This window comes from Pyxidicoccus sp. M6, assembly GCF_055568925.1.
The window spans coordinates 5980753-6000911 of the sequence record NZ_CM145714.1; the positions used below are offsets into that span (position 1 = coordinate 5980753).

At 70.4% G+C, this 20159-nt stretch carries 19 protein-coding genes; 7 read left to right on the plus strand and 12 right to left on the minus strand.

From position 1 onward, the window contains the following. Positions 1-4 precede the first annotated feature (4 nt). The 5 genes from ACVTJA_RS23910 to ACVTJA_RS23930 all read right to left on the minus strand — a co-directional run bounded on the left by ACVTJA_RS23910 (position 5) and on the right by ACVTJA_RS23930 (position 5689). Positions 5-2842, minus strand: coding sequence for a CHAT domain-containing protein (locus tag ACVTJA_RS23910; protein WP_465839433.1), 2838 nt, complete (start codon positions 2840-2842; stop codon positions 5-7). A gap of 67 nt (positions 2843-2909) precedes the next feature. Beyond that, on the minus strand, positions 2910-3431 hold the full coding sequence (locus ACVTJA_RS23915) for a hypothetical protein (protein ID WP_465839434.1): 522 nt from the start codon (positions 3429-3431) through the stop codon (positions 2910-2912). Positions 3432-3462: 31 nt separating this feature from the next. After that, positions 3463-4197, minus strand: a complete 735-nt coding sequence (locus tag ACVTJA_RS23920) for a hypothetical protein (RefSeq protein ID WP_465839436.1) — start codon at positions 4195-4197, stop codon at positions 3463-3465. Then, complete coding sequence (locus ACVTJA_RS23925) at positions 4194-4745, minus strand: RNA polymerase sigma factor (protein WP_465839437.1); 552 nt, start codon at positions 4743-4745, stop codon at positions 4194-4196. Before ACVTJA_RS23925 ends, ACVTJA_RS23920 begins: the two co-directional genes overlap by 4 nt. 203 nt (positions 4746-4948) lie before the next feature. Then, on the minus strand, positions 4949-5689 hold the full coding sequence (locus ACVTJA_RS23930) for an SDR family oxidoreductase (protein ID WP_465839439.1): 741 nt from the start codon (positions 5687-5689) through the stop codon (positions 4949-4951). 213 nt (positions 5690-5902) lie between these two features. Here ACVTJA_RS23930 and ACVTJA_RS23935 point away from each other — a divergent pair, with 213 nt between their 5' ends. Continuing rightward, positions 5903-8986: a sensor histidine kinase gene (locus tag ACVTJA_RS23935; RefSeq protein ID WP_465839440.1), complete on the plus strand. Its 3084-nt coding sequence runs from the start codon at positions 5903-5905 to the stop codon at positions 8984-8986. 9 nt (positions 8987-8995) lie between these two features. Here the strand turns inward: ACVTJA_RS23935 and ACVTJA_RS23940 are convergent, their stop codons facing one another. The 3 genes from ACVTJA_RS23940 to ACVTJA_RS23950 form a co-directional block, all read right to left on the minus strand. Continuing rightward, entirely contained in the window at positions 8996-9628 is a 633-nt protein-coding gene (locus ACVTJA_RS23940) for a response regulator (RefSeq protein WP_465839442.1), read from the minus strand. Between the two features lie 65 nt (positions 9629-9693). Further along, positions 9694-10053: a PilZ domain-containing protein gene (locus ACVTJA_RS23945; RefSeq protein ID WP_465839443.1), complete on the minus strand. Its 360-nt coding sequence runs from the start codon at positions 10051-10053 to the stop codon at positions 9694-9696. A gap of 178 nt (positions 10054-10231) precedes the next feature. Next, positions 10232-10591: a DUF1428 domain-containing protein gene (locus ACVTJA_RS23950; protein WP_465839445.1), complete on the minus strand. Its 360-nt coding sequence runs from the start codon at positions 10589-10591 to the stop codon at positions 10232-10234. Positions 10592-10824: 233 nt separating this feature from the next. Here ACVTJA_RS23950 and fdhA point away from each other — a divergent pair, with 233 nt between their 5' ends. From fdhA to ACVTJA_RS23965, 3 genes are all read left to right on the plus strand, one after another. Continuing rightward, the gene (fdhA, locus tag ACVTJA_RS23955; protein WP_465839446.1) at positions 10825-12024 is read left to right on the plus strand and encodes a formaldehyde dehydrogenase, glutathione-independent; all 1200 of its coding nucleotides are present in this window, start codon (positions 10825-10827) and stop codon (positions 12022-12024) included. A 158-nt stretch (positions 12025-12182) separates the two neighbouring features. Next, on the plus strand, positions 12183-13514 hold the full coding sequence (locus ACVTJA_RS23960) for an amidohydrolase family protein (protein WP_465839448.1): 1332 nt from the start codon (positions 12183-12185) through the stop codon (positions 13512-13514). Positions 13515-13673: 159 nt separating this feature from the next. After that, positions 13674-14180, plus strand: a complete 507-nt coding sequence (locus ACVTJA_RS23965; RefSeq protein ID WP_465839449.1) for a VOC family protein — start codon at positions 13674-13676, stop codon at positions 14178-14180. A gap of 23 nt (positions 14181-14203) precedes the next feature. Here ACVTJA_RS23965 and ACVTJA_RS23970 read toward each other — a convergent pair whose 3' ends face one another. From ACVTJA_RS23970 to ACVTJA_RS23985, 4 genes are all read right to left on the minus strand, one after another. Continuing rightward, positions 14204-14761, minus strand: a complete 558-nt coding sequence (locus ACVTJA_RS23970) for a DUF4123 domain-containing protein (protein ID WP_465839450.1) — start codon at positions 14759-14761, stop codon at positions 14204-14206. Between the two features lie 13 nt (positions 14762-14774). Then, positions 14775-15284, minus strand: coding sequence for a hypothetical protein (locus ACVTJA_RS23975; RefSeq protein ID WP_465839451.1), 510 nt, complete (start codon positions 15282-15284; stop codon positions 14775-14777). A 7-nt stretch (positions 15285-15291) separates the two neighbouring features. Next, the gene (locus tag ACVTJA_RS23980) at positions 15292-15996 is read right to left on the minus strand and encodes a hypothetical protein (RefSeq protein ID WP_465839452.1); all 705 of its coding nucleotides are present in this window, start codon (positions 15994-15996) and stop codon (positions 15292-15294) included. 470 nt (positions 15997-16466) lie between these two features. Next, positions 16467-16973, minus strand: a complete 507-nt coding sequence (locus ACVTJA_RS23985; RefSeq protein ID WP_465839453.1) for an aromatase/cyclase — start codon at positions 16971-16973, stop codon at positions 16467-16469. Between the two features lie 181 nt (positions 16974-17154). Between ACVTJA_RS23985 and ACVTJA_RS23990 the strand changes: the two genes are divergently transcribed. Genes ACVTJA_RS23990 through ACVTJA_RS24000 form a run of 3 tightly spaced genes read left to right on the plus strand, consistent with a single transcriptional unit; the run spans position 17155 to position 20141 of the window. Continuing rightward, complete coding sequence (locus ACVTJA_RS23990; protein ID WP_465839455.1) at positions 17155-18249, plus strand: alpha/beta hydrolase family protein; 1095 nt, start codon at positions 17155-17157, stop codon at positions 18247-18249. Positions 18250-18298: 49 nt separating this feature from the next. Next, on the plus strand, positions 18299-19150 hold the full coding sequence (locus tag ACVTJA_RS23995) for a cyclase family protein (RefSeq protein WP_465839456.1): 852 nt from the start codon (positions 18299-18301) through the stop codon (positions 19148-19150). Between the two features lie 25 nt (positions 19151-19175). Beyond that, the gene (locus tag ACVTJA_RS24000) at positions 19176-20141 is read left to right on the plus strand and encodes an aromatase/cyclase (protein ID WP_465839458.1); all 966 of its coding nucleotides are present in this window, start codon (positions 19176-19178) and stop codon (positions 20139-20141) included. Positions 20142-20159: the final 18 nt, after the last annotated feature.

Below are 20159 nucleotides of genomic sequence, written 5' to 3' on the forward strand. Positions count from 1 at the left end.
CCGCTCAGCGGGGCCGTCGCCGACGGAGCCCGACGAGTGTGCCCGCGAGCAGGAAGAGGACCGCTGCACCCGCCAGCGCCACGTGGTGGGTGCCCGTGAGCAGGCCGCGTGACGCCTCCGGCTCGCGTGGCTCCACCGCCACCAACGCGGCATCTCCCAGCACCACCAGCCCCGCCCACGCGGAAGAGGGCTGCCCCTCCTCGATGGCTTCGAGCTGCGCGGCCCTCAGCGCGGCGGATGCGCTCAGGCCGCGTGCGAGGTGCCGGTAGAAGCGGGCCACGAGCCCGGCCGCCTCGTCGTCGCGCAGCGGCCACAGGCTGGCCACCACCGCGCGCGAGCCCGCCTCGAAGAAGGCGCGGGCCAGGCTCAGCACGCCTTCGCCCGGCAGCACCGCTCCGGAGGCGCTGCGGCAACTCGACAGCACGACGAGCGCGCCGCCCAGTTTGAGCTCAGCGATTTCGCGCGGCTGGAGGATGCCGTCCTCCTCCTCGGCGCCCGGGGCCAGCACGAGCGCGGAACGCTCGGGGGCCTGCGCGTCGACCACCGCATGCGCCGCCACGTGCAGCACGCGCACCGAGGCGAGGTCAGCGCTCTTGAGAGCGCGCTCCGAAGCGCTCGCGCCGACGAGCAGCCTCGGCGTCACGTTCGTCTCGCGCAGGGCCTCCGTCACTTCATGCCCTTCGCGCCGCGCCTCTGGTAGCGCGCCAAGCTGCGCTGCCTCCTCGAAGACGCCGGACCGCTCGGACGCCGTGGCCCTCCTCGCCATCCGCATGTCGCGGCCCCGGTCGGGGTCGGCCAGCACCAGGGCCTCGCCTCCAGGTGCGAGCGGTGGCTGCTCGCGCCAGTAACGCCACAGGCTCGCGGACGGCACCAGGGCCAGCTCGTAGCGAGCGACAAGGGGAGGCCCGTCGGGGCGCTCGCGAAGCGCGGCGAAGGGCAGGTCATGCAGCGGCCCATCCGGCACCAGCAGCAACCGGCGCACACCCGACGGAAGCTGCGCCAATGCCGGTGCGAGGAGCTGCGCGTGCAGCGCGGCCGCGGCGCCTGCCTCGGAGCCATCCCGGCGCTCGATGAGTCCAGCGAAGAGGGCCACGGCGGGTGCAATCCGGTTGCGGTCAGGCAGACGGTAGACGTGGGTCCCCTCGCGCGTCACCGCGAGCAGCCACGCGCCTCCGGTGGGATTGCCATAGAAGTCCTGGTCCTCGCCCACGAGGAAGGCGAGCAGCGCCTCATCGGCGGCGAGTCCCTGTTCGACGGCCTCCAGGGAGGCGAACCCGGTGGCGCCATGTCGTGGAGCCGGGCGCAGTTCCTCCTCGCTCCGCTCCAGCTCCTGCAGCTCACGCAGGGCCGCGTCGCGCGCGCCGGCCGCGAGCCCCGGTTCGAGCAGGCGCCGCTGCACCGCCGCCAGCCGCCGCTGCACTTCCGCGCGAGCCGCACGCCGGCCCGGCTCGTCGGTTGAAGCGGACAGCGCCCGCGAGGCGACCAGCGCGTCGAGCAACGTGCGCGCCCGCAGTCGCTCGCTCACCCGGAACGCACGCGCCAGCGCAGCGCGTGGCTCCAGGTGTGGGGGCCTGCCTGTCGCGCCGCCAGCTTCCAGCGTCCAGCCCGCGAGCCGGTGGTAGTCGCGGGCCCAGCTCGCGAACACCTCGGCCTGACTGGAGGCATCGCGCTGCAGCTCCCGCAGCGCTTCCGCTCCGTCGAGCGCGCGCTCGGCATGGCGGAGTGCCTCGGACAGCGGCTGTGTGCGGTAGGCCACCGTCGCGCGTCCCCGCAGGGCGAGGGCGAGGGTGTGCGGATTGCCATGTTCGAAGGCGAGGCGCAGCGCCGCCTCCGAGTCCCGCTCCGCCGCCGCCGGGTCCACCTTGGACAGCCGCTCCGCGAGAGTCCACAGGCAGCCGATGCGCCGATCCGGCATTGCCAGCTCGTTCGTGAGGTCCAGGCAGCGCCGCAGGTACTCCTCCGCCTCGCGCTGTTCCTCGGGAGAGTCCCCCAGCATGTCCGCTACCAGCCGCAGCGACATCGCCTCCAGCGTCTTGCTGCCGGCCTGTTCCGCCGCGGCCAGCGCCTCGCGGGCCAGCGCCAGGACGCGCTCGCGGCCGCCGGGCTCCGGCTGGCGCTCATTGCGTTGCAGCGCCAGGTTTGCCAGCGCGAAGCGCACGCGCGCTTCCTCAGGCCCCTCGTGGGTGCTCCGGGCCAGCTCCGCCAGACGGTGGTAGGCCTCGACGGCCTCATCCAGCCGTCCGAGGCGTGTGCTGACCGTGGCCAGCGACGTCAAACACTGCTTCTTGAGACCGTCACCGCCGGCCGGGAAGACGAGCGCCTCCGCGCGCTTGAGCAGGCGGTAGGAACCGCCCACGTCGTGCTCCACGTCGAAGCGCTCGTTGGCCTCGACGATGAGTGCACGCGCGTTGAGCTCCGCGCTGCCCGAGGCCCGGGCCACTTCACCGATGCGCTGCGTCCACTCGCGGGCTTCTTCCGTGCGCCCCTGCGTCACCAGCACGTTGCGCAGGTTGATGGCCGCGAGCACTTCGCCCTCCGCGTCCCGGAGGCGGTGGAAGCCCTGGACCGCGCGGCGGTAGGCCTCCTCGGCCGGGCGTGGCCCGGAGAGCAGCTCCACGTGCCCCAGCACCAGGGGAAGCCAGGGCCGGTCGGGGTACCGGACCTCCAGCGCCTTCAACTCCTGCCGCGCGGCGTCGCGTCCCTGCGCGCCCTGGGCTCCCTGGTAGAAGCACAGCGCGGACTCCCGCTCGTGGGGCCGCGCCTCGAAGCGTGCCACGCACGCCGCCACCGCCGCGGGTACCTCCACCCCCGCGTCCGGTGCGGACAGGGCAGGGCGTGCCATGCCCAGCCCCGCCACGAAGGCGAGGATGAGCAGGGGGTGGAAGTGGCGTCGCGGCGTTCGGAGCACGTTAGGGGGTGGTGCGGTCGACTCGCTCCCGCTTGCAGCTCGTGACCGGCCCGGGCGGCGGGCCGTCCTCGCCCATTATCTCGCAGATGACCGGGGTCGGGGCCGTGAGCGGGAGGCTGGGATTCCAGCGCTCCAGCGTCACCACCGGGGCGGACAGCGTGCTGGAGCCCAATGGGACGATGACCTGCGCGGAGACGCCCGCGGTCGAAGAAGCCCGGTAGCTCAGCCGCAGCGGGACGCCCTCGCTGACGACGCCCGAGGTCTCCGCGACGATGGCACCGTTCGCGTCCAGCACCCGCAGCGTCACGCTGACGCGCGCACCGGTGCGCACGCCCGTGTCCACCACCGAGGCCACCACCGTGTCCGCGGTGGCGCCGGTGAGGGGCGGCGTCGTCACCCGCAGGATGCCCGTAGGGGTGCTCTGCGCCCACGCCTGAGTGGCCAGTCCGCAGCACAGCACCACTCCGAGAACCGCCTTCCACGCGCTCTTGCGCAGCCCCTTCTTCGTACCTTCGGTCTTCATGGAATCCCCCTCACATAACGGCATGACAGCTTCACTCGACTCGATTCACGAACGTGGCGCTGCGCTTCACTGCGCCATCCGGCAGGCGCGCCTCGACCTGCCAGAGCAGCTTCGTCCCCTTGGGCAGCGCGGAGAGCACGCTGGCGGGCACCGTGTACTCGGCGCGCGTCAGCGAGTCCTCGTGGTGCACGACGCTCAGGTCCTCCGAGGAGAGCTGGAGCGACCAGCGCGTCCCCTTCGGCCCATCGCTCCAGCGCAGCACACAGTGCTCGCGCGGAAGGGGCGTGTCCTCGGGCACCTGGGAGACGATGCTCACGGTGTCTCCGCCGCGCAGGGGAGAGTCCTCCGGCCCCTGCTTCAGCACGATGCCCACCACGACGAGCACGAGCGCCGCCGTCGCCAGCGCCCCCCACGCGGGGCGGCTCCACGCGCGGTGGAAGCGGGGCCCCCGGGGACTCCGAGCACGCTCCGTGTCGCGCCGGGCCCGCGTGTCCGGCGTCTGCTCCTCCCGGGCCGTCGCCTCGGAGGAGGCCCGGTGCAGCTCGTGCGCCAGCCTCCAGGCCGAGGCCCAGGCCGGGTCCGCGGCCACGCGGGCGATGACTTCACGGCGCTCCTCGGGCGAGGACTCGCCGCTCACCGCGCGCCAGACGCGGTCCGCGTCCACGGGCTCCCCGGTGGCTTCCAGCGAGTCTCCTGCGCGGAAGGCCTCGCGCAGCCGCTCGACGGTGGCGTCATCGAGCGTGTCATCCGGCGTGCGTTCGCTCACGGCTCGATTCCCTTCGTCGCGAGGCAGGCCCGCAGCCCGCTCAGCCCGCGGTAGACGAGGTTCTCGGTGCGCTTGCCGTCCCAGGCGAGCAGCTCCGCGGCCTCTGGAATGGTGTGTCCCTGCAGGTACAGCGTCACCGCGAGCCGCCGGTCCTGCACGAGCCGCTGGAGGCAGTCGCGCAGCGCCCGGCCAATCTGCGAGGACCTCGCGGAGCGCTCGGGGTCTCCCGGGGCCACCGGCTGGAGGGGCTGCGCCTCCACCTCCTCGAGGGCCACCTCGCGCCGCCGGTCCTGGCTGCGCATCTCGTCGATGAGCGCGGTGTAGGCCACCCGGTACAGGTAGGCGGGGGTGAGCCGATTCGCGTCCGGGTTGCGACGCTGCAGCTCCACGACGCGAATCATCGCGGTCTGCACCAGGTCATCGCGCCGGTCCGCCAGGGCTGGCGGGCAGACGCGGGAGACGGCCCGCTCCAAATCTCTTCGGAGCCGCGCGAGTCCCTCGTCAGGGAGTGCCTTCGCGACCGGCTCCGGTCTCTGTTGCAGCTCCACGTGGAAGATCCTCCATGAGGCGCCCATGGTCTTCGATACCTCTCCCCGAGAACAAGGCAGGGACGCCGCCGGGTATCTGCCCGGCAAGCATCTTTTCCTCCTCAACGTGGGCCGCTGCTATTTCCCCTCACCCCTATTTCCCGGAGGATTTTTCCAGCCCATGGCGCGCCGCGCTCGGAAGCTCGCGCAGCCTGCGTGAAGCGTCAGATGATTCCGCCGTTGGCGCGCAGCGTCTGTCCGTTGACCCAGCCCGCGTCGGGGCCCGCGAGGAACGCGACGGTCGCCGCGATGTCCTCGGGCTGGCCCAGGCGTTCCAGCGGCGCCAGCTTCGCGAGCCGGTCCACCGCCTCTTGTGGCTTGCCCTTGAGGAAGAGGTCCGTGGCGGTGGGGCCGGGAGCCACGGCGTTGACGGTGATGTTGCGCCCGCGCAATTCCTTCGCGAGCACGCTCGTCAGGGCCTCCACGCCCGCCTTGGTGGCCGCGTAGACGGCGTACGTCGGCTGGAGCAGCCCCACCACGCTGGACGAGAAGTTGATGATGCGCCCGCCGTTGCGCAGCCGCCGCGCGGCCTCGCGCAGGGTGTTGAAGGTGCCCTTGAGGTTGACGGCCACCTGCCGGTCGAACGTGGCGTCGTCCATGTCGGCGATGTTGGCCAGGTGCATGATGCCCGCGTTGTTGACGAGCACGTCCACGCCGCCGAAGGCCGCCTCCGCGGCATCGAAGAGGCGCCGCACGTCCGCGCTGTTGCCGACGTCCGCCTTCACCGCGAGCGCCCTGCCGCCTGCCTGCTCAATCTCGTGGACCCGCGCCTCGGCCGGTGCCGCGCTCTCCGCGTAGTTGACGATGACCGCGAAGCCATCGCGCGCGAGCCGCTCCGCGACGGCGGCGCCGATGCCGCGGGAAGCGCCCGTCACCAGGGCCACCTTCTGAGTCTGTGCAGTCATGGGTTCTCTCCGTGCCGGCGTCGTTGCCGGGATGGAGAGAAGATGCCGCCGCGCCCGCTCCGGATAATCACTCCGGGGCTGGCATCACTGTTCGGCGTTCATGAACAGTGGAGGCCCACCTGGGCGCACACGCTTCCCCCATTCAGGTGATGTCACTGCCTGGCTCCAATAGGTATGGAGGACATTCAGCCTCGCTGGAGGAATGCGGAACGGATGACGGTCGCGGCGAGGCAGCACGGAAGGCAGACGTGGCGGGGGTGTTGGCTGTGGAGCCTCTGCGCGCTGCTCTTCTGGAGCGCGGCCGCCACCGCGGAGCCGGACAACCGGGACCGCGGCATCAACCAGTTCTACCACTCGCGCTGGACCATCAAGGACGGCGCTCCCGGACAGATTTCCGCGCTCGCGCAGACGCGTGACGGCATCCTCTGGGTGTCCGCGGCGTCCACGCTGTACCGTTTCGACGGCGTCCGCTTCGAGCGCTTCGAATCGTCTGACGGCATCCCGATTCCCAGCATCCAGACGCTGCAGGCCTCACCCGATGGAGGACTGTGGATTGGCTTCCAGCATGGCGGCGCGGCCTTGCTGAAGGACGGGCACCTCACCCGCTACGGCGAGACCGAGGGACTGCCGGTGCACCAGTTGATGTCCTTCGCCTTCGAAGCCGACGGAACGGCGTGGGCCGGTGGCAGGTCCGCCGGGCTCTTTCGCCTGCAGCGCGGATACTGGCACCGGGTGGGCGAGGACTGGAGCTTCCCCGATACGCAGGCCGCGATGCTCTACATCGACCGCGACGGCACGCTCTGGGTCGCGACGAAGGACTCGCTGGTGTTCCTGCCGAAGGGCAGCCATGCATTCCGCCAGACGGGCGTCAGCGTGAAGTGGGTGGGGAAGATGGCCCAGGCGCCGGATGGCGTCATCTGGGTCTCGGAGCTGGATGGCAGCGTGAAGCCCGTGGTGCGCGCCAATGGAGAGCCGGTCATCACGCCCCCGCGCATCGACGTGCTGTCGGCGGGAATCCTGTTCGACCGCGAAGGCAGCCTGTGGCTCTCCACGCTGGGCGAGGGAATGCGCCGCCTGCCCCATCCCGAGCGCTGGGCGGACCCGCCTGAGGGACGGCTGGACTCGTTCGTGGAGTCCTTCACCGAGAAGGAGGGCCTCAGCGCGGACTACGTGTGGCCCATCCTCGAGGACCGCGAGGGCAACATCTGGGCTGGCACCAGCGGGGGACTCGACTGCTTCCGGCACAGCACGCTGGTGCTGGCGGAGTTCCCTCGCGGCACGCATGACTTCGCGCTGGTCCCGGGGGACGACGGGGCCATCTGGGCGGGCAGCACCAACCGTCCCGTGATGAAGCTCCACGACAAGCAGGTGCGGTTCACACCGCTCACGGTGCAGCTCGGTTGCGCCTATCGCGACCCGAAGGGCACGGTCTGGCTGGGCGGAGAGGGGCGCATCTGGCGCATCGAGAACGACGTGCCGGTGCTCGTCGCCACGATTGCCGGGGCCGGGCCGGATCCGGATGCACCCCAGATCCACGCCATGGCGATGGACGGGAGCGGTGCGCTGTGGGTCGGGGTGACGGGGGCCAGGCTGTGGCGCTGGAAGGACGGCGCGTGGACGGACATGACGAAGGTGGCGCAGGTGACGGCGAGAGCGCGCGTCTCCTCCGCGACGACCGACGCTCAGGGCCGCGTCTGGCTGGGGTACACCGACGGCGCGATTGGACAGGTCGACGAGGGGGGCGTCCGCCGCTTCGTCGCCGTCGCCGGGCTCAACCCGGGCGTTGTCACCGCGCTGCGGGTCGCGAAGCGGTTCTGGGTCGGCGGGCAGTTCGGCCTGGCCTGGTTCGACGGGGAGAGGCTCAGGCCCTTCCAGGTGGCCGGCAGCGAGCCCCTGCGCGGCGTGGGCGGCATCGTGGAGACGCCGGATGGCGGCCTGTGGATCCACGCCGTGCCGGGCATCTTCCACCTCGGCCCTGAGGAGGTGGAGCGCGCGCTCGCCGACCCGGACCACGCCGCGTCCGGCGAGCGCTTCGACTTCCTCGACGGCCTGCCGGCGCGCCCCACCACGCTGCGTCCGCTCCCCACCATGGTCCAGGGCACCGACGGCCGCCTGTGGTTCGCGACCAGCAACGGCGTGGTGTGGGTGGACCCGGAGCGCATCTTCCGCAATCCGCTGCCGCCGCCCGTCGTCATCCGCTCGGTGCAGGTGGATGGCCACCCGCTGGCTCCGGGGCCGCTGCTCACCCTGCCGGTGGGCGCGAGGAACCTCGAGCTCGACTACACGGCCCTGAGCTTCACCGTCCCCGAGCGCGTGCGCTTCCGCTACCGGCTCGAGGGCGTGGACGCGGAATGGCAGGACGTCGGCACGCGGCGCGAGGCGTACTACACGCACCTGGACCCCGGCCGGTACCGCTTCCAGGTCATCGCGGCGAACAACGACGGCGTCTGGAACGAGGAGGGCGCGACGCTCGAGCTCGTCCTGCCGCCCGCCTGGTATCAGACGTGGTGGTTCAGGGTCCTGTGCGGAGCCGTCGTGCTGGCCGCGCTGTGGGCGCTGTACCTCCTGCGCGTACGCCAGGTGCGCGCGCACCTGCGTGGCCGGCTGGAGGAACGGCTCCGCGAGCGTGAGCGCATCGCCCGCGAGCTGCACGACACGCTGCTGCAGGGCGTCCAGGGGCTGATTCTGCGCTTCCAGTCCGTGGCGGAGCAGCTTCCGGAGGGCACGCACACGCGGGCCTCGCTGGACAAGGCGCTGGAGCGCGCCGACGGCGTCCTGGTGGAGGGAAGGGACCGCTTGCAGGACCTGCGCACCGCGGCGGAGGGCCTCGAGGAGCTGTCCCAGTCCCTGGCCCGGGTGGGTGAGGAGCTCCGGGAGGGCACCTCCGTGCACTTCCACGTGGAGGTGGAGGGCGAGCCCACGCTGCTCGATGCGCTCGTGCGCGACGAGGTCTACAGCATCGGCCGCGAGGCGCTGGTGAACGCGTTCCAGCACGCGGGCGCGAAGTGCATCGAGGTGGTGCTCGCGTACGGCGACACCGAGCTGCGCCTGTGCGTCCAGGACGACGGCCGCGGCCTGACCCCGGAGCTGCTCCAGGCCGGCGGGCGGCCCGGACACTGGGGACTGTCGGGCATGCGCGAGCGCGCGCGGAAGATTGGCGCGAGGCTCGACCTCCAAAACCGGGGTGGGGCGGGAGCGGAGATGGAGCTGCGCGTGCCGGCCGCGGCCGCGTACCAGCGGGACACCCGGCGCACCTGGAGCCACCGGCTGCGGCGGCTCGTGGGTGGAGGGCGCTGAAGCCGCGCGTCAGATGTCGATGATGCCCCGCTTGAGGGCGACGACCACCGCGTGCGTCCTGTCGCGCGCGCCGAGCTTGGTCAGGACGTTCTTCATGTGCGTCTTGACCGTCTCCTCGGAGACGCCCATGCGCGCGGCGACCTCCTTGTTGGCGTTGCCCGCGGCCACGAGGGCGAGGACGTCCCGCTCGCGCGACGTCAGCTCGTCGTCCGCCATGTGCTCCGCCATCTCGGAGGCGATGTCCGCCGAGATTTTTCGCCGGCCCGCGTGCACGCTGCGGATGGTCTCCACCAGCTCCTTGCGGAGCATGCTCTTGAGCAGGTAGCCGGACGCGCCGGCCTTGATGGCTCGCAGCGCCTGCGCGTCGCCCGTGTAGGTGGTGAGGACGACGATTTTCGCGGACGGGAACTCCGTGCGTATCGCGGTGATGGCGTCGATGCCGTTCATCATGGGCATCCGCACGTCCATCAGCGTGATGTCGGGACGGTGCTCGCGGAAGGCCTTCACCGCCTGCTCGCCGTTCTCCGCCTCGGCGACCAACGCCATGTCCGGCTGCCCGGCAATCATCGCGCTGAGCCCTTCACGCAGCAGCGGATGGTCGTCGGCCACCAGGATTCGGATGGGTGAGCCCGCGGCACTCATCAGTGCCCGGTTATCCCACGTTCACCCGTGCCGCACCAAGTAGTGCGGGGTCGCCTGGTGCCGGCTCAGGCGCACTCCGCCGTGTCGTCGCGGACGAGCAACGGCTGGAGCTGGGTCCACAGGGCAGGCGGCGTGTCCAGGAAGGCCAGTCCTACCTCGTAGCGGGCCACGGAGCCCGGCGGCAGCCTGGCCGTCCAGACCACGCGCGCGGTACATTCCAGCGAGCCTCCGCCGGACAGGAAGAGCTCCAGCTCCAGCGTGCTGCCCTCCGCGTGGAACTCGTCGGAGTAGATGCGAGCGCCACTCCGGCTGACATCCACCACCTGCCGCCCCGCGCCGAAGCTCAGCCGCGCCGGCCGCGAATACAGGGGCGCCTGGAGGCGAGGGAACGAACGTCGGTCTATCTGCTCGGTTCGGGATTGCATGGGCGGAATGATTGCCTGAGAGCGGACGCGCGGATCCAATTCTGAGAACCCGATAAGTCGACTCGCTGACACGGGAGTGCCGGGTTTTTACCGCCCGACACTCCTCCCGTCCCGTCAGGATCCTTGCACGGCGTGCTTGCGCCCAATCACAGACGCCGTGGGAGGTGGTGGCGAGCCGTCAGAGCTCCACCAGCGTCTTGAACCCGCCGAAGATCATCCGCTTGGTGTCGAAGGGCATGTCCTTGGGGTCCATCATCTTTGCGAGGCGGGGATCCGCCATGACCTTCTTGTTGATGCGGTTCCGCTCGGCGCGTGACTTGTAGACGATCCACGAGAACACCACTGTCTCCCCCGCCTTCAGCTTGACGCTCTGGGGGAATGAGGTGCGCTTGCCGGGCTTCACGTCGTCGCCGACGCACTCGATGTACTGGAGCGCGCCGTGCTCGCGCCAGAGCTTGCCTGCCTTGCGCGAGATGCTCCGGTACGCGGCGAGGTTCTTCGTGGGAACCGGTACGACGAAACCATCGACATAGGCCATACGTCCTCCTCGAAGGGATGGCTTCAAACGCTATCACCACATCAGCCCATTGCAGGCCGCGGATGACCGCGGGTGTCGGGTCCGGGACTTCAGGGAGGGACGGGCGACACGCGCTGCGCAGGGCGCCTCCCTTGCTCCATGGGCAGCGGAGCGGCTCGAAGCAGGGAAGGGGCCCGCTCCACGTGCCGGAGCCGGCAGCGGTCGCCAGCTTGTCCGCGGGGAGGAATCCGTCCATGGCCAGCAATCGCGGCGTCGTCTATCTCGGTCCCGGCAAGGTGGAGGTGCAGTCCATCGACTACCCGAAGATGGTGAACCCGAAGGGGAAGCCCATCGAGCACGGGGTCATCCTCAAGGTGGTCTCCACCAACATCTGCGGCTCGGACCAGCATATGGTGCGCGGCCGCACCACGGCGCCCAAGGGGCTGGTGCTCGGGCACGAAATCACCGGGGAAGTCATCGAGAAGGGCAAGGACGTCGAGTACCTCGACCTCGGCGACCTCGTCACCGTGCCCTTCAACGTCGCCTGTGGCCGCTGCCGCACGTGTCGCGAGCAGCAGACCGGCGTGTGCCTCAACGTGAATGAGGCCCGGGCCGGCGGTGCCTACGGCTACGTGGACATGGGCGGCTGGGCGGGAGGCCAGGCCCAGTACGTCCTGGTGCCCTACGCGGACTTCAACCTCATCCGCTTCCCCGACAAGGCGAGGGCCATGGAGAAGATTCAAGACCTCACCATGCTCTCGGACATCCTCCCGACGGGCTTCCACGGCGCGGTGTGCGCGGGAGTCGGGGTGGGCTCCTCGGTGTACATCGCCGGCGCGGGTCCGGTGGGCCTCGCGGCCGCGGCGTCCGCGCAGCTGCTGGGCGCGGCGGTGGTGATGATTGGCGACATGAACGCGGAGCGGCTGAAGCACGCGAAGTCCGTGGGCTTCGAGCCCATCGACCTCACGAAGAGCGACAAGCTGGAGGAGTTGATTGAAGCCGTCATCGGCGTGCCGGAGGTGGACGCGGCCGTGGACGCGGTGGGCTTCGAGGCGCGCGGCCATGGCGCGCAGCACGTGACGGAGGCGCCGGCCACGGTGCTCAACTCGCTGATGGCGATTACACGCGCGGGCGGCGCCATCGGCATCCCGGGGCTCTACGTGACGGAGGACCCGGGGGCGAAGGACGAGGCCGCGAAGCAGGGCAACCTGCGCATGCGCTTCGGCCTGGGCTGGGCGAAGTCCCACCGGCTCTACACGGGGCAGACGCCGGTGCTGCGCTACAACCGCCAGCTCATGCAGGCCATCCTCCACGGCCGGCTGCCCATCGCGAAGATCGTCAACGCCACCGTCATCCCGCTCGACGAGGCGGCGCGCGGCTACCACGAGTTCGACACGGGCGTGGCACGCAAGTTCATCCTCGACCCGCACGGACTGGTGAAGAAGGCGGCGTAGTGGCTCCTGCTCGCGGGCGGCCGTGCCGGCGCACGAGGCCCGGCTCGCGAAACCCGGCCGTGGTTGGCGGGGCCATCGCGCATGGCCATGGTGAACGTGCGGCGCAAGGTGGACGGGAGTCCGCCTCGCCGCGGCGGCAGCGCGAGAAGGAGGGGGCGATGACACCCGACATGCGTCCGGAGTCCCTGTATGAGCTCATCGGAGCCATCCGGGCTGTCGACAATCACACCCACGCGAGCACGGTGGTTCCCGAGGACACGGAGTCCGATGCGCTGCCATTGGACGTGCTGGGGGACTTCCCCATCCCGGTGATGCTGCGGCCGGAGAGCCCGCAGTGGGTGGCGGCTTTTCGAGCGCTCTACGGCTTCTCCCACGAGGAATTGAGTGACGCGTACTGGCCGGAGCTTCGGGCCACCATGCGGGAAGTCGCCAGTCAGCAAGGCGAGAGGTTCCCCGAGTGGGTGCTCGACCGCATCGGGACGGAGGTGATGCTCGCGAACCGGGTGGCGATGGGACCGGGCCTCGCGCCGCCGCGCTTTCGCTGGGTGTCCTTCGTGGACGCGCTGATGCTGCCGCTCTCCACGCGGGCGGAGGCCGAGGTGACGCCGGACCGCCGCAAGCTGTACCCACTGGAGGAAGCCCTCCTGCGGCGCTACCTCGCGGAGCTGCGGGTGGGTGAGTTGCCGCGAACGTTGGAGGATTACCTGAGCACCGTGGTGGTGCCCACGCTGAAGCGCCACCGGCAGGCCGGCTGCGTCGCGGTGAAGTTCGAGGCGGCCCTGCTTCGAACGCTGGACTTCGCGGACGTATCCGAGGACACGGCTCGCGCGGTGTACGCGCGCTACGTCGGTGGAGGCGAGCCGACCCGCGCCGAGTACAAAGCCCTGCAGGACCACCTCTTCCGCGAAATCGCGCACGAGGCCGGCCATCTGGGGATGGCGGTCCACATCCACACGTTCGAAGGCCCTGGCGCGTTCTATGCGACCGCCGGGGCGGACCCGCTGCTGCTGGAGCCGGCCTTCAATGACCCGACGCTGCGCCACACGAACTTCGTCCTCGTGCACGGCGGCGGCATCCACGCGGCGCACGCGGGCGCGATGCTGTGGAAGCCGAACGTGTACGTGGACACGTCCGCGATGGCGCTGCTCTATCCCCCCGAGACGCTGGCCGCGATTCTGCGGGACTGGCTGCTCGAGTTCCCCGAGCGGGTGCTCTTCGGGACGGACGCGGCGTCCTTCGGGCCGGACCTCGGTTGGGAGCTGACCGCCTGGATGGGGACGACCCGGACGCGGATGGCGCTGGCGCTGGCGCTCAGCCACATGATGCGCGCTGGGGAGGTGAGCCGTACGCGCGCCGAGGAAGTCGCGACGATGGTGATGCGCACCAACGCCGGGGCGCTCTATGACCTGCACCTGGGGACCGAGGGCGTGCCGCGCACGTCGGGAATCGAACCCACCCTGGAATCGCAGCCGGCCGAAGGCGTGCATTGAGACGTGCCCACGCGCGGCTTCAGGCGGAAGCGAGGCGGAGCGTCCCGCTCGCCGAGCCCTCCGCTCCATTCGCTGCGCGCCGTGCGCCATTCGCTGCTTGCTGATGGGGAGGGGAGGGCTCCGGCGCGAGAGTGGCGCCGGAGACCTCGAATCATGCACATGACGCTTCGTCCCTGGTTGCTGGTGCTCGCCTGCCTCGCCTCGGGTTGCCGGACGGCTGCCCCGGACTCGCCGCGCACGGTGGAGTCCGCGGAACGGCTGGGCGCCACGCCGGGAGCCTTCGTCGCGCTGTCGGTGGCGGACCTCGACCCGATGGTGGCCTGGTACCGGGACACGCTTGGCTTCCGGGTGTTCGACTCCGGCACCGCACCGAATGGAAAGATACGCTTCGCGCTGCTGGAGCAGGGCTCGGCGCTGGTGGAGTTGCTGCAACTGCCCGACTCGAATCCGCGCTCGGTCGCCGCTCCCGGGACGACGAATGCGCACCAGATTCAGGGCTACTTCAAGTCCGGCTTCGTCGTGGCGGACATCGACGGCGTGTATCAATCACTGCGGGCACGCGGTGTGACGCTGGCCTACGAGCTCGGCCAGCCGCCGGGTGGCCCCTACCGCTCCTTCGGCGTGAGGGACCCCGAAGGCAATCTCCTGCAGTTCTTCGGCCGGTGAGGCCCGACGCGACGCGCCGCCGTTCAGCCTTCCGCCGCGTCGGGCACCAGGGGGATGTGGTCGACCTGGAGCCCGGTGTCGGTCAGCGAGTAGCGGGACAGCGCCGTGCCCTCGGCGTCTTCCATGAGATACGCGCGGATGGGGCCGAAGACGTACCGCAGCTCCTCGAGGGTGCAGGTGGGCAAGTAGGAGCGCAGGACGCGCGGGTCGTAGTAGCGGAAGTAGAGGCGCTTGCCGCGTGAGTCCTGGACCTTGAGGAACCGGCGCAGGTGGCGGCGCAGCACCTCGGCAGTGCAGGGCGCTTCGATGAAGAGCCCCCAGGCCTTTCCCCACCCCTGCTTCAGCAGCTCACGCGTCACGGAGGCTTCACGCTCCAGCCGGAGGAGGTAGGGGGCCACCTCGAGCAGCTCCGGCGCGATGCGCCCTTCGTAGAGGCACGATGCGCCCGCCTCCCAGCGGACGAGCGGGTACACCCGGGCATCCCTCGCCGCGTCGAGCACGGCATAGCGCTCCAGCGGCGCGCCATCCCGAGGGGGCGTCCAGAGCAGCTCGATGAGACGCTCGGCGGGCGGACCTGACATCCCTTCCTCTCGTTCAAGCGGCACGGCGCCGCTTCTCGCACTCCTCGCAGAAGGGGGTGCCCTCCGCGGCGGCTTCTCTCAGGACGCGCACCTGCGCCGCCACGTCCACCTCCGCCTCCACCGGCACGGGTCTCGGCGCCGGGGGCGGAGGCTGTGCCTCCATGGAGACGGGGGCTTCCACTTCGAACGGCGGTGCCACGCTCACCGGGCGGGGCACCTCGCGCGCCACCAGCTCGCCCTCCCGCAGGGCCCGCTCCAGGCGCTTCTGGAGGGCCTGCTCGAAGCGGACGCGCTCCAGCGAGGACAAGCCTAGCGGCTGTGGGCCGCCCAGGGCCTCGTAGAGGGAGTACAGCGTGGCCCGAGAGCTGATGCACCACCGCTCCAGGTGCCAGGCGATGAGCCCCTCCGGAACCCATTGCCTCGGCCCGTCCTCCGCCGTCACGTCGACGGAGCGGATGAGCTCGTAGTCGAGCTGGGTTCCAGGAAGCAGCCAGGACCGGGGCTTGGCGCGGCGCGGGAGCATGGCCGCATCATCCGCGAATCCGGAGCAATCTGGAACACCTGCATAGTGATTTCAGTAGTGCTCGAGCACGTTCCGGCGGGCGTTGGCGACCGATGCCCAGCAGGTAGCCGGGGGATGTGGAGACGCTGCTCCATGGGATGAGCTCTTGTCCCCCCTTCAGGACCCGGGCCTCCATGAAGTCGACGGTGTCGCCGCCGTCGGTGCTCACTCGGGTGAAGAGCGCGTGATGGAGCCGGCTGGCGTTGAAGTTCTGCGTCTGGTTGCTCGCCAGCGCGTTGAACGCCTTCGAGACTGGCGCAAACTCATGGAAGCGCAGCCCCGGCGTGAGGACGTATCTCGCTCCGGCGGGGAGGTCCCCGAATGCATAGGTCCCGTCGGGCCTCGCGCGCTGGGTCACATCGACCGAGTCGCCCGTGAGCCGGATATCGGTCCCACCGGGCGCGGACTTGGGATTGATCTTCCCGCTGAGGGAGACCCGTGCCTGGAAGTCGACCTCGGTGTCATCCCCGAGATTGGCGATGGCATGCTGCGCCGGATGGAAGCTGACGGAGCCCTTGGCGGGGCGGAGCACGTAGCTCTGTCCGGGCTCCACCGCGTCGAACGAATACCTGCCCTGGTTGGTGGTCTGGTCCTCCTGGACCAGCTCCCCGCTGGCCCTTTCGAGCCGCAGCGTCACCTGCTGCACGGCGGCGCAGATGGTGGCCGCGGTCACCCTTCAAGGAGTGCACCGCCCCGAGCCCCAGGCGCCGGATCCGAGTGACTTCGTCGACGCCCGGCTCGGCCAGGATGTCGCGTGCCCAAGGGCGCTCCACGTCGAACTTCGGCCCCAGGACGAAGACGAGCCGGACGAAGGCGGCGACGGTGTCCTCGAGCTCGAAGCCATGGCGCGTGGCGCGCTGGACGGCAGCCTCGACCTCCCTGCGCACGCCTCCGGGGCCCAGCGCGCGTGCCGCATCGGGGAGGGTCTGCTCGAGCTCCTCGGTGAGCCGCTTCACGAAGGGCTCGCGGAGCAGCGCATCGAGGACCCACTGCTGCTCCTGGCGGAGAACAAGCACGGGATGCTCCTGCATCGGCCGGGGTCGCGACGCTTGCGACACGTCGAGGCCCTCGGCGAGGGCGGCATGCCCATTCGCGCCAAGTCTGTTACCCGGTTACAACTAAGTCAACGTTGCCAGACCCCGTTCATGACGCCGTGGGGGGAAGGGGGCGGGCGGGGCCGCCGGCTTCACCGGCCACCTTGAGCGCTCGCAGCTCCTCCTGGCTGCTCGCCTCCAGCACCTCGCGGAGCCACTGCTCTGCCTCGCGCGCGCTCGCGAAGCGGTTCGAGCCGCCGGTCACGGTGCAGTCCCGGGTGAGCACGACTCGGCAGCCGGAGCCGGAGACTGGCACCACCTCCCATGCGCCGCTCACCGCCGTCAGTGGGGGAAGGGGAGACTCCTGCTCGAAGTCGATGCGGTAGCCATTCGGGGAGAACACCCGTCGCGAGCGGGCGGTGTGGGTGCTTCCTCCAATGCGTGCCGTGAGCTCGATGCGCATCGCTCGCTCGCCCTGCTCCAGCACGGACGCGGACACACAGTGGGGGAAGATCTCCGGCCAGCGGTCCACGGAGACGATCAAATCGAAGACGTGGGCGGCTTCCTGGCGGATCCAGGTGGAGTGCTCCAGTCGGAATGACGCGGTATCGGACATGCGGTCTGCCTCTCTCCTTCAACCAGGGCGCGGCCCTGCGCCTCGCCCGGACAAGGTATTGGAGTGAGGGCGGGCATCTTGTGAATCACACTCGCGCGTGAAGGCTCTCAATCACAGGAGCCGCGCATCCTCTCTAACGGAGGTGAACGAAGACCGAACGGGTCTTCCCCCGAGGAGAGCCATGAGGAACCCGTGCCTTCACGCAGCCGTATCGTCCACGCCCGTCTCCGCGATGTGCGCGCCGCTCATCAACCGGATGCGCCTGGGCGGACTGGACTGGGACGACATCCGCCCCTGCCTGGAGGCCTTCGAGGCCGCGCCGATCCTGGAGGAGCAGGCCCTGTGGCACGAGGTCTGGACCTCGTGCGCGCGCGCCTGTGAGGTCCGCTCCCAGGATGCGGCCGACGCCCGTGAGCACGCCACCCAGCGGCGGATGCTCCTGCGGTCCGCGGCGTGCCACCACTTCGCGCAGCTGCCCTACTTCGACAACCCCGAGGCGAAGTTCATGACCCGGAGGAGGGTGACGCGCCTCTTCGAGTCCGCCCGCACGCTTCTTCCCTGGGAGGTGCACTCGCTGCGCATCCCCTATCAGGACTTCACGCTGCCCGCGTTCCTCGTGTCCGCGAGCGCCGGCGAGCGCACCCCCTGCGTCCTCCTGGTGAATGACCTGGGCACGGCCAAGGAGGTCGAGCTGTACGCCCTGGCGCAGGAGTTCCTCGCGCACGGCGTCTCCGTGCTGCTCTTCGACGGGCCGGGGCAGGGAGAGCTGGCGGGGCTCCACCGCCTCACGGTGGCATTCGAGCAAGTCGTCGCGGCGGTACTGGACTGCATCCGCGAGCTGCCCCAGGTGGACGCGGAGCGCCTCGGCATCTGCGGCCTCGGCCATGGCGGCTACCTGGCGGCCCGGTCGGCGGCGCTCCTGCCCCAGCGGCTCCGGGCCTGCATCAGCATCGCGGGCGGGTATGACCATGGCCACTACGCTCGGCTGCCCGAGCTGGTGCGCGAGGAGCTCAAGTACGCCTACTGCGAGCGCTCCGACGCCGCCATGGAGCGGCTCGCCCTGCGGGAGCTGACGCTGCGAGACGTTCCGAGGCTGGAGGCTCCCCTGCTCGTCGTCCACGACCCGTGGGACGGGGTGTGGCCGCGCGCGTCCTGCATTCAGCTCCTCGACTGGGCGCGGAGTGACAGGGACTTCCTGTGCTCGTCGTCCGAGCATCCGTCCCATACGCAGCCTGGCTCCTGGGCGGCCAGCGCACTTTCGAGCGTGCGCGCCTGAGTCCCCCGGCCGCGTCACATCCGGCGCTGGGACCACCAGAAAGAGTCCCATGCAAGCCATCACCGCACAGCAATCCCTCCGGCTCGTGGACCTGAGCGTCCCCGTGGACGCGAATCACTGGGAGCCCGACGTCATCCGCTGCGAGTACATCGACCACCGGCGCGGGGCGGACCTGCTGGGCAGTGCGCTCATCCACTCGCGGGGCCGAGACTCCCGGCTCGCGCGGATGCGCGAGTGGCTCAAGCACAAGCTCGGCCTGGGCGTGGACCATCGCGACTTCCCGGACGGCAAGGGCCTGTCGCTCATGCGCTACACGCTGACGACCCACACGGGCACGCACATGGACGCGCCCTTCCACTACGGCGACGTGGACGCGCGCGGCAACCGCGCCCGCACCATCTGCGAGGTGCCACTGGAGTGGTGCTTCCGGGACGGCGTGGTGCTGGACGTGCGCGGCGAGCCCGGCGACGGCCCCGTGACGCGGGACGAGGTCATCGCGGAGCTCGAGCGCATCCACTACACGCTCCAGCCGTTGGACGTGGTGCTGCTGCGCACCGGCGGGGACGTGGACGTGGGAACGCCGGGCTACTTCGCCCACTTCCGCGGCGTCACCGAGGAGGCCACGCGGTGGCTGGTGGAGCAGGGCATCCGCGTCATCGGCGTCGACAGCTTCGGCTTCGACGCGCCCTTCCACCAGATGCTCGAGGAGTACCTGCGTACGGGCAATCAAGGTGCGCTCTGGCCCGCGCATCTCTTCGGACGCCGGAGTGAGTACTGCCAACTGGAGCGACTCGCGAACCTCGACAAGCTCGAGCGGCCCCACGGCTTCAAGGTGTCCTGCTTCCCCATCAAGCTGGCCCGGGCGGATGCCGCCTGGTGCCGCGTGGTGGCCCTCTTCTGAATCCCCCCACAACAGGAGCTGCTGCATGTACCGGATGAAACATCAGGTGGAGATTGATGCGCCCGTCGACGTGGTCTTCGACCTCATTCGCCACGTCGAGTGCTGGCCGGCCATCTTCCCGCCCTGCAAGGCCGCGCGGGTGCTGGAGGAAGACGGAGGCCGGCAGGTCATCGAGCTCTCCGCGCTCGCCAACGGCCGGCTGATGAGCTGGCACTCGGAGCGGGAGCTGCACCCGGAGGTGCACCACATCTCCTTCCGACAGGTGCGTCCCTCGCCGCTGCTGGAGCGCATGGAGGGCGGCTGGCACTTCCACCCGCTGCGCTCGGGGACGCTGGCAGTGCTGGAGCACCGCTTCGCGGTGAAGTCCAAACCCCACGGGCTGGTGGAGGGCGTCACCACCCACCAGGAGGCGCTGGACTTCATGGTGCGCTCCACGGACGACAACAGCCAGCGCGAGCTCCAGGCGCTCAAGCAGTTCCTGGAGTCGAAGGAGCGGGCCGGCACGAAGCAGGAGCCGCCGCCGCCGCGCGCCGAGTTCGAGGAGAGCCTCACCATCAGCGCGCCTCCGGAGCGCGTCTACGCGCTGCTCCAGCAGGCCACGGACTGGCCGCGCCTGCTGCCCCACTGCCGCGCCGTGGACATGCGCTACGACGACGGGCGGAACCAGGAGTTCGTGATGACCGTGGACGTGCGCGGCAACGAGGAGCGCATCCGCACCATCCGGCGCTGCAACACCCACGGCGGCAACATCACCTACTTCCAGCCCGAGCCGCCCCCGGTGCTGCGCGAGCACACCGGTGAGTGGCGCGTGGAGCCCGTCCCCGGTGGGGTCCGGGTCGTGTCGTGGCACGCCGTGGAGCTCGCACCGGAGAAGGCGAAGGCGCTCTGGGGCGACATCGGGACGGACGAGGCGCTGCGCCGGGTCGCCAATGCCATCAACGCCAACAGCCTGGGAACGATGAAGGCCATCAAGGCTCGCGTGGAAGCGTGAGCACGGGAGGAAACACCA